The 8228-nt window shown below is 46.8% G+C and carries 9 protein-coding genes; 5 read left to right on the top strand and 4 right to left on the bottom strand.

The features are described 5' to 3' along the window. The first annotated feature begins 338 nt into the window (after positions 1 to 338). The gene (gene cspE / locus L4D76_RS18715) at positions 339 to 548 is read left to right on the top strand and encodes a transcription antiterminator/RNA stability regulator CspE (protein ID WP_428442405.1); all 210 of its coding nucleotides are present in this window, start codon (positions 339 to 341) and stop codon (positions 546 to 548) included. Between the two features lie 155 nt (positions 549 to 703). Here cspE and L4D76_RS18710 read toward each other — a convergent pair whose 3' ends face one another. Next, the gene (locus tag L4D76_RS18710; protein ID WP_428442408.1) at positions 704 to 1480 is read right to left on the bottom strand and encodes an IS5 family transposase; all 777 of its coding nucleotides are present in this window, start codon (positions 1478 to 1480) and stop codon (positions 704 to 706) included. Between the two features lie 12 nt (positions 1481 to 1492). Continuing rightward, on the bottom strand, positions 1493 to 1684 hold the full coding sequence (locus L4D76_RS18705; protein ID WP_428442404.1) for a hypothetical protein: 192 nt from the start codon (positions 1682 to 1684) through the stop codon (positions 1493 to 1495). A gap of 271 nt (positions 1685 to 1955) precedes the next feature. Here L4D76_RS18705 and L4D76_RS18700 point away from each other — a divergent pair, with 271 nt between their 5' ends. From L4D76_RS18700 to L4D76_RS18690, 3 genes are read left to right on the top strand one after another with little or no spacing between them, the layout of a single operon-like run. Continuing rightward, positions 1956 to 3065 (top strand): tetratricopeptide repeat protein, encoded by a 1110-nt coding sequence (locus L4D76_RS18700; protein ID WP_428442403.1) that lies wholly within the window; start codon positions 1956 to 1958, stop codon positions 3063 to 3065. 38 nt (positions 3066 to 3103) lie between these two features. Then, on the top strand, positions 3104 to 4699 hold the full coding sequence (locus tag L4D76_RS18695; protein WP_428442402.1) for a reductive dehalogenase: 1596 nt from the start codon (positions 3104 to 3106) through the stop codon (positions 4697 to 4699). Next, positions 4699 to 5007 carry a hypothetical protein gene (locus L4D76_RS18690; protein ID WP_428442401.1) on the top strand — a complete coding sequence of 103 codons (309 nt, stop codon included), beginning with the start codon at positions 4699 to 4701 and terminating at the stop codon, positions 5005 to 5007. The genes L4D76_RS18695 and L4D76_RS18690 overlap by 1 nt, the downstream gene beginning before the upstream one ends. Positions 5008 to 5075: 68 nt before the next feature. Here L4D76_RS18690 and L4D76_RS18685 read toward each other — a convergent pair whose 3' ends face one another. After that, positions 5076 to 5495 (bottom strand): MarR family winged helix-turn-helix transcriptional regulator, encoded by a 420-nt coding sequence (locus L4D76_RS18685; protein ID WP_428442400.1) that lies wholly within the window; start codon positions 5493 to 5495, stop codon positions 5076 to 5078. Positions 5496 to 5677: 182 nt separating this feature from the next. Between L4D76_RS18685 and L4D76_RS18680 the strand changes: the two genes are divergently transcribed. Continuing rightward, entirely contained in the window at positions 5678 to 6448 is a 771-nt protein-coding gene (locus L4D76_RS18680) for a glutathione S-transferase family protein (RefSeq protein ID WP_428442399.1), read from the top strand. Between the two features lie 302 nt (positions 6449 to 6750). On the opposite strand, the gene L4D76_RS18675 is transcribed toward L4D76_RS18680, so the two are convergent. Further along, positions 6751 to 7941, bottom strand: coding sequence for a ferredoxin reductase family protein (locus L4D76_RS18675; protein WP_428442398.1), 1191 nt, complete (start codon positions 7939 to 7941; stop codon positions 6751 to 6753). Positions 7942 to 8228: the final 287 nt, after the last annotated feature.

Here is an 8228-nt window from a genome sequence, read left to right as displayed (position 1 = left end):
GAATGAAATTGTATTTTACAATACAAGATGCCTTTTACCTATGACGCCTGACCTGGCGGTCGTTATCCCCGCCTTTACCTGATCTAACCACTGATTTTGTGGGTGAAAAACGACCGCCTTAATGTAATGAACATTTGCACTAACAAACAGATATTCAAAGGTCGTGATTGACGACATTTTTCGTGCTTGGCTAAGCCTTCGTTACTATTTATTTTGTGACGATAAGGTATTTTCAGACATTTTTAATTGGTATGACCCTGAGTTCATCTTTAGTATGCACATTGATTCGCACATTCAAATCATTGCGAATTCTTTTATTAAAAAATTAGGTGAGGCTCATGTCCAAAGCAACTGGTACCGTTAAATGGTTCAACGAAGATAAAGGTTTTGGTTTTATCACTCAGGATAACGGCGGTGCTGACGTATTCGTTCATTTCCGTGCTATCGCTTCTGAAGGTTTTAAGACTCTTGCTGAAGGCCAAAAAGTTTCTTTTGAAACAGAGCAAGGTCAAAAAGGCCTACAAGCAGCGAACGTAGTTGCTTTATAAGTCGAAGACTTTACTTCTAAAAATGCTGGCTATGGCCGGCATTTTTTATATCTGTCGTTCGGTATACATTCAATATCACAGCCAAACAATGAAATGAGAGATCGCCCTATGGGGGCTTTGTTGCAGTACTAAAGCTACGTGGTCTTTTGATACGGTTAGTCGGCCCGGTAGCTATTGGGCATCCCGAGGTGGGTGAAGCGATTTAAAATAGAACAACCGAGCAACATTTCCTTTGACTGATTTTCAAACTCTCTGCTGTGTAACGTATTGCCGATGATCTTCTTATAACGTTGCATGGCAGTTTCTGAGATATTCCTTTTTCCATATTGCCGCACGTTCTGCCAACCGATAATGCCAAGGGCAAAGCACCCTATCAGGTTGCTCATCCGCTTTGGGTGATGAACCTCATCGGCAAACGTATTGTCCTTCGGCGGAATAACAATCTCAGCATTCGGGAAGTTTTCTTCAAGCGTTTGGTATACCGCATTGGTGTCATACATTTTGTCGGCGGTAATATGCTCGGCATCCTCTGTGATGGATTCGCACAGAGCACCGACAACCTGATCATCCATGGTGTTTTTATCGGTGAGGACTGCGCTCTGAATAAAGTGAGCCTCATCAACAGCGAAATGCGCCTTTCGCCAGCTGCGCTTTGCATTGACCCGGTGTTTTCCCTGGTGCCACTCATCCATACCGAACCGCTTGAGCCCCGTTGAATCAATGGCTATCGCTGCAATTTTGTCGTCTGATCTTTCATTCTTTCTAAAGCGTGGCGCCGTAAGGTTGAGCTGCTTCAGCCGCTTTGACAACAGCGTATAATCAGGGCATTGAAGGCTGGCCATGCCAAGCTTCGCCAGTAGATTTTCAATCAATCCCTGGGCTTGACGCAGGGGAAGTTTATACACCAATCGGATGTAATGGCAGGCTTCGATGGTGCTGTCAGGCTACTTAACGGAAGAGCCGGTACCGTCATAAACGCGGTCGTCGTGCTGCCAATGATTGATGATCTCTTCAGAGATCCAAATGTCGAACCGCCCGCGTTGCCTGAGAGCCTGGTTGTACTCACGATAGTTATTTAATGCGTAGGCATGCTTCTTGAAGTGATGACGTCTGGCGTCATTGTGTTTGTAAGGCATGTGTTAAATAGCCAACCGGTATAGTAGGTTGGCCATGATAACTGAACTCAGTGTTAATGGAATGATTGAGCATTATTTGAGCGCTTCAACAAAGCCCCTTAAAGATGATTACCTTAGCAACCTCTACCTCAACATATCTTTCCACCACAATCTCAAATCGTTTAACAGACCGGCCTGATTATATCTGTGCAGGCACTAAATCTACCTTTAGCCCTTTCCTTAAAGCATTAAGCTAACATCATCATTCAATTCATAAATAGACATAATTTTTATGAATAGTAGTAACCCGATCATCGATACATGGGTTCATCCCTTGTTTGAGCTATTAAATATTACCTCCAGTCTGGATGCATGGAATAGTCGGTTTAAGGACGAGGTGGAAAAATTATTTACTGAAACACAGGCTTATGTCACTGAATTATGCCCTGATAATCAAAGCCTGATGCAGGAGGCAGCAAAAAGGGCGGTGTTTGCCTTTCTCTCCGATAACGATGCAGCTATCCCCTTTGATAGCCGGATAGCAGCCAGTGAACTGTTGTTGAACAACCAGCAACCCGAGCTGGCACTGAGCATCATCCAGCCTTTGCAGCAGGTGATGGAACCCAATCTGCTGATCCTTAGAGGCAGGGCGCTGTTGCAACTGGGGGATACGGATCAGGCAAAACTGTGGTTTGAAACCGCGGCGGAGCGTGAGCCCGGCCGCGCTGAGCCCGATTTCCACCTCGGCTTTCTGTTTACCTTATGCAGAGATTACGGTCAGGCAGAAACGTATTACCGGAAAAGCCTGAACAAGGATCCGGAACATTTGGGCAGTATGCAAAACCTGGCTTGCCTTTATCTGCAGTCGGGAGACTACGATGCCGCTATTGAATTGGCACGTCGCATTATTGGACTAAACAGCAAATTGCCCGAGGCCTATTTTGTCCTTATCAGCAGCCTTAACAATAATCAGGATTTTGATAACGCCATAAAGATGGCGGAGCAGGCACGCCTGTCAGTCCTGGCTGATTTCTCACCACTGGATCAACTTGAAGCGTACGCACGGTTCCAGCTCAAACAATACGACAAGGCAGTGAAACTGCTAAACCGCTTCTTGACCGCCAGGCCGGACGCTCACGATATGCAAGTCATGCGGGCACAGGCAAACGGCGAATTAGGCGAATGGATGGCCCTGCTGGAAGACGTAGAATGCCTGCTGGAGATTGAACCATACGACGTTACCTGTCTTGACCTGAAGTTCAGGGCCCTGTTCGAACTAAAGCGCTGGCAGGAAGCTGACATTGCTTTTGCACAGCTAGTATCCGCCGCACCGGATTTCAGAAACAAGTACCAAAACGAGCACGGCAGCATTCGGCGGGAGCTGGCTTTGTTTCTGGGCTAGGCCCGCTGAATTACGCTAAAGACTCATGGAGTAATAAAATGAAGAAAACAAATCAACCAGAGGTTGATGGCGCCAAGGATCCATCCAGACGTAACTTTCTCAAGTTTGGGGGCGCGGCGGCGGCGGCGGCAACGGTTGGTGCCGGTGCAGCAACAGGCTTTGTGCTTGGCCGTGACCCGGATGCGGATGTCGGCTGGGGGCGCACGGCGGCTGGCAAAGATATGTTCTTTGACCGCGAGCCGTTCCGTGTTGATATCGCACCAACGATGATCAAGGTAGGAAAACTGGAGCGGCCGGAGCGGGAAGATTTCCTGTTCCACCGGGTGGAAATGATGATGAAGGCCGTCATGAAAGGGTGGGACCCTGAAGACGGTTATGAGAGCTGCCCGGATAAACGTGTAACAAGCTATTATCGCAAATGGCCTGAGCGCTACCCGGAAATGCTTGAGGCGATGAAGCAAAGGATGATATCGCGCGAGCGTCAGCACGAATACGATGACCGTTTCGCGATTGCCCATGCTTATGACAAAGCCAATGAAGTGTCCATGTATGGTGATGCGGGCATTGCGGTAAACTGGCCGCTTCCGCCACAGGGACGCCCGGAAGACGATGATTTCATTTGTGTTGATCCCCAATCTTCCCACCCGATGTGGGGCAAAACGCACAAAGCAAAAAAAAGAACGTTTAAGAGCAAGGAGCACGCCTCCAGGCTGATTAAAAAAATGGCTAATCAGTTTGGCTGCAGCTTTGTCGGAATTACCGATCTTCAGCCCCAGTTCGTCTATAAAAACCTGATGCGCGGGATGCCCCACAACGGTGAAGACTGGGGGGATAAGATCCCGGATCACTGGAAGTCCGTCATTGTGCTCGGTGTTCCTATGAGCTGGGACGGGATGTATGCCGCCCCTGTATACGGAACCTCTTACGAGGCCTACAGCCGGGTGCGAACGGCTGCCGGTAAGCTGGCGGTTTTCCTTAACCGACTGGGTTATGCCGGCCGGGCAATGGTACCCGGTGGCGACTATGAGATGATTCTTCCTCCTGTTGCGATTCAAGCCGGTTTAGGCGAAGCGTCCCGAAACGGAAGCATGCTGACCCCTGAAGTCGGTCCAAACGTTCGCTTAGCCTGTGTAGTAACGGATCTGGAGTTTGAAAATGACAAACCGATTTCAATTGGTGTCAGGGAGTTTTGCGAGGAATGTAAGATCTGTGCCGATGCCTGTCCGAGCGGATCAATTAGTAAGGCCGACGCACCCGATGCCGTAGTCCGCGGTTATAAGGTATTTAACTTTAACCAGGACAGCTGCTTCAGAATGTGGTCGTCACTACCTTCCGAGGGTAACCAGGGCTGCCGGGTTTGTATTTCTGTCTGTCCTTATACCCGGCGAAATAACTGGATCCATGCGATAGTGAAAGAAGCCGATCCGCGCGATCCGACCGGTTTAACCCGTAAGGCATTGCTGGCAATGCAGCACAATTTCTTCTATTACCCGGACGCCGAGGCTTACCATGCCCCGCATAACGGCGGTCGCCTGGCTAACTTTCACCAGCCTCCGGAGTGGCTTCGCTCCGAGGAATACTTCAGTAATGTTGAGAAAAATTGGGACTATGACGGTAACTGGGAGGGTTTCTAATGTTTCCACAATCTACACTGCTCGATCCGGTTTTCTGGATGCTTCTCGGTGCCCTGCAGGTACTGGTGTTTCGCGGCGCAGCGGTTTGGGCCGAGCAATATAATTTGTATATGAACTGGTGGAAATGGCTTTTGGCGGGGGGCTGGTGGTTCTCACTGCTGCTTACCATTGCCGGCGCTTTCACCCTCCTAGGTGAGAATGAGGGTAACGCGGGTTGGTACTTCCTTGGCGTGGTCGGTACCTTTATGATTATCGGCGGGGCCATATTGCTCAAGGTGCTGACCATGCTGCGTCAGAAAACCAGCTAGAAATACAATAAGGTAACAACCGGGTAGCGGGAATACCGCTGCCCGGTGATACAAAACCATGAATGCCCTCAATTAAGGTTTTTGATCATGGTTTGAACTATATTTTGAAAGGCCGCAAGCTCCTCCTCAGACAAGCCTTGCTGCATACGCTTACTGACCACAGCTTCTTCCTGGCGCACTTTGTCAATCAGATCACAGCCGGTTTCTGTCAGCATCAATAGCTGGCTTCGTTTGTCAGCCGCGTTCGGTTTTTTTTCAATCCATCCCTTATTGACCATATCATTGATTAATATAGATATTTGTGACTTATCTCGTGCTAGTCCCTGAACAATACTGTTGGCTGTACAGTCGGATGTTTCCGCAATAAACCTCAAGCACTGAACATGCATGGCATTGATATTTAAATCTTTTGCATTAATCGCACTGCGCATTTCCGAGCGATAATTCTGGATTAAAGTAAATAAGTACTTGCCGGTTAAATTATTCATAAATGATCTTTTCTATGCTCCAATATAGTTGACATCATTAACTATCATGATGTAGTTTATCTTATCAACTAAATATTGTAACGTGAAGAAGAGTCTCAGCAAATCTGCAATTGGCAGAAAAACACCTGAATGTCTTCTAAATTTCATGTTACTACGGTGTATTTACATTATGAGGTAAAAATATGGGCATTATCAAACCAACTAATAAGTCAGTGGAAAGCCTTAAAGGCCTACATCTGTACCACACCGGTTTTTCTAACTGTGCCATGCGCGTCAGAATTGCCCTGGAAGAAAAAGGACTCGAATGGGAAAGCCACGAGGTCGATATCCTGAAGGGTGAAAACCTGACCAAAGAATACATGGGTATCAACCCCAATGCGGTGGTCCCGACCTTAGTGGATGATGGTGTGGTTATCATTGATTCTGCCGACATTATCGATTATCTGGATAAGAAGTATTCCCCCGGCACACTTCGCCCTTCGTCTGAAGCCGATGAGCAACAGATGTATTACTGGATGTATCTCGCCAGAGACAATCACCTGTCAATAAAAACCTACATGTATGCCAATGTCGGGTTTATTGACAGCATGAAGAAAACCCCTGAGGAGATGGAAGAGTATCGTAAAAAGCAGACCTTTGACTCGGCCTTGCTTGAGTTTCATGAGCGCTTCTCTTCAGTAGATGGCTTCTCGAAAGATGAGCAGGATAAGGCAACCAAAGTGGTCAATGATTGCTTTAGTCAAATGGATGAACGGTTAAAAGAGCATGACTGGCTGGTTGGTGACAGCTTTTCACTTGCCGACATTGCCTGGATCCCGCAGCTAGTTATTCTGAAAGCTGCTAACTACCCGTTTGAGAATTACCCGAATCTGGCGAAATGGAAGAATGCCGTTATGGCGCGCCCTAGCTTTAAACAAGGCGTTTTGGCTTGGTTACCGCAAATGGGAAGCTAACACTTCATTCCCTTCATCCCTCAAGACTTACCGCTTTACTTGCAAGCACTGGTCGAAGCACAGTACTTCAAGCACTCATCGGCGGTAAGTACATCTCCAGGCTAAGCCTGCCAACAAAATACAAAGAAGGTTCGGGTACCTTGGTACCCGCCGAAGTCGTGACCGAGCTTTTTCTGGAGCAGAGTTATGGAGGTACCAGTCTGGATCGATTAATCGCGCGTTTTGGTGAATTATTCGAAATTTTACTATCGCTTTTAGTGTATTTAAGACCGCGTAAACGGCCTTAAATACGCTCAGAAGGTTCAACGCATATTAAATAGCTCTCTTTGAAACCTAATCGGAGCATTTTTACTTTTCGCCAAAGCATCCCCTAGAGTGTTAGCAAATAGCTCTGGGCCACAAAAACTTACGGAATACTCCTGTTCCCTGACTTTATTAATGATCTCTTCGGCGCTCAGCAGCTCTCCTTCTTCTGCAATTAAAAGATGAAATGTCACATTGCTGATGCGCTGGGTCAATGCCTGTAAACGCTGAGCAAAATAGGCATCGACTTTTGATGTTACGCAATAATAAAAATCCACTTCTGCATCACAGGCTTTGGTACTGGCCATAGCTTCAAGCCAGGCCACAAAGGGCGCAATACCTATCCCAGCCCCTACCCAGATTTGTCTTGCCTCATCACAAGGCTGAAACTCCCCATACGGACCTTCCAAGGTTACGGATTGCTTTTCTGACAAATTGGCTACCAAATACTTTGTGTAATCTCCAAGATCTTTTATTGCAAACTCCACTTCCTGAGTGTGAGAGCAATAATTGAGGACGGTAAAAGGATGCGGGGCCTCATTGTCATGAAAATCGAGATAGGCAAATTGCCCCGGTTTGTAGTGAATACTTTTTTGAAGCTGAATTTTCAGATGTGCACCATGTTTAAATGGTTGGACATGTATGACTTCACCCTGAGTTTTGCGGCTTGCACCAATATTACCTGTAAGAGAAATCAAAGAAGCCACCCCGCCTACTACGCACAGTGCCCACATATATACATTAAACGGTAACATGACGGCACTGTAGTCAAGAAGCATCAGCGTGTGAAAGGCACCAACCATAAAAATTGCCCCGCCTAATTTGTGCACGAAACGAAACTTCTTATAGCTAATCGCCTGCACTAAGCTAATGATTGTAAAAATTAAAAACACCTTAAACGCAAAATCACCCATACCTTCGCTAAATTCACGCCAATCTATGCCTTCGCTAAACGGGCTGGTATGCTGTCCAGGTCGTTCAACATAACCAAATTGAACTAACCACTTCATGCCATTCACCACTAACCAGTGCAAGAACAAGCTGATCAAGGCGGCGATCCCCAAATGTTTATGTAGCCGATACATTTTATCAAGGCCGTCTAAGCGGCTTTCTAACCAGGCTGGGCGGATAGCAAGTAACGTTGCCATCGCCATATAGGTTGTACCCAAGCCGCCAGTTAATAAAATCAACTGGTGACGCCAGAAGAAAATCGAGAGAGAGGCCGATGGTAACTCAATAAGCAGGGCAAACAGCCACAGTGCCGTAACAAAACCAGTAATAAGCGTAAGATAGCGATTCATAACACCCCCGTGAAATTAAAAACTGATTGTACCAATCAGTACGATTTTAATTAAGTCATTCTGCCGATGTTTACTCTTCTTTACTCTTACTCTGTCGCCAACATATTTCGAACTGATGCTGTTGTCGTTTACTTTCAACTCCGTACTTATCGATAAGATTCTATATCATGACTTTT

Source organism: Photobacterium sagamiensis, assembly GCF_050337085.1.
GTDB classification, from domain to species: Bacteria; Pseudomonadota; Gammaproteobacteria; order Enterobacterales; family Vibrionaceae; genus Photobacterium; species Photobacterium sagamiensis.
Note: the sequence above shows the minus strand (reverse complement) of the source record. Positions and strands in the feature narration are given on the sequence as shown.

Bases quoted from the DNA above. Each gene is read 5' to 3' on its own strand.
- cspE (WP_428442405.1), top strand. From the start codon at position 339: ATGTCCAAAGCAACTGGTACCGTTAAATGGTTCAACGAAGATAAAGGT.
- L4D76_RS18705 (WP_428442404.1), bottom strand. From the start codon at position 1,684: ATGCCTTACAAACACAATGACGCCAGACGTCATCACTTCAAGAAGCAT.
- L4D76_RS18700 (WP_428442403.1), top strand. From the start codon at position 1,956: ATGAATAGTAGTAACCCGATCATCGATACATGGGTTCATCCCTTGTTT.
- L4D76_RS18695 (WP_428442402.1), top strand. From the start codon at position 3,104: ATGAAGAAAACAAATCAACCAGAGGTTGATGGCGCCAAGGATCCATCC.
- L4D76_RS18690 (WP_428442401.1), top strand. From the start codon at position 4,699: ATGTTTCCACAATCTACACTGCTCGATCCGGTTTTCTGGATGCTTCTC.
- L4D76_RS18685 (WP_428442400.1), bottom strand. From the start codon at position 5,495: ATGAATAATTTAACCGGCAAGTACTTATTTACTTTAATCCAGAATTAT.
- L4D76_RS18680 (WP_428442399.1), top strand. From the start codon at position 5,678: ATGGGCATTATCAAACCAACTAATAAGTCAGTGGAAAGCCTTAAAGGC.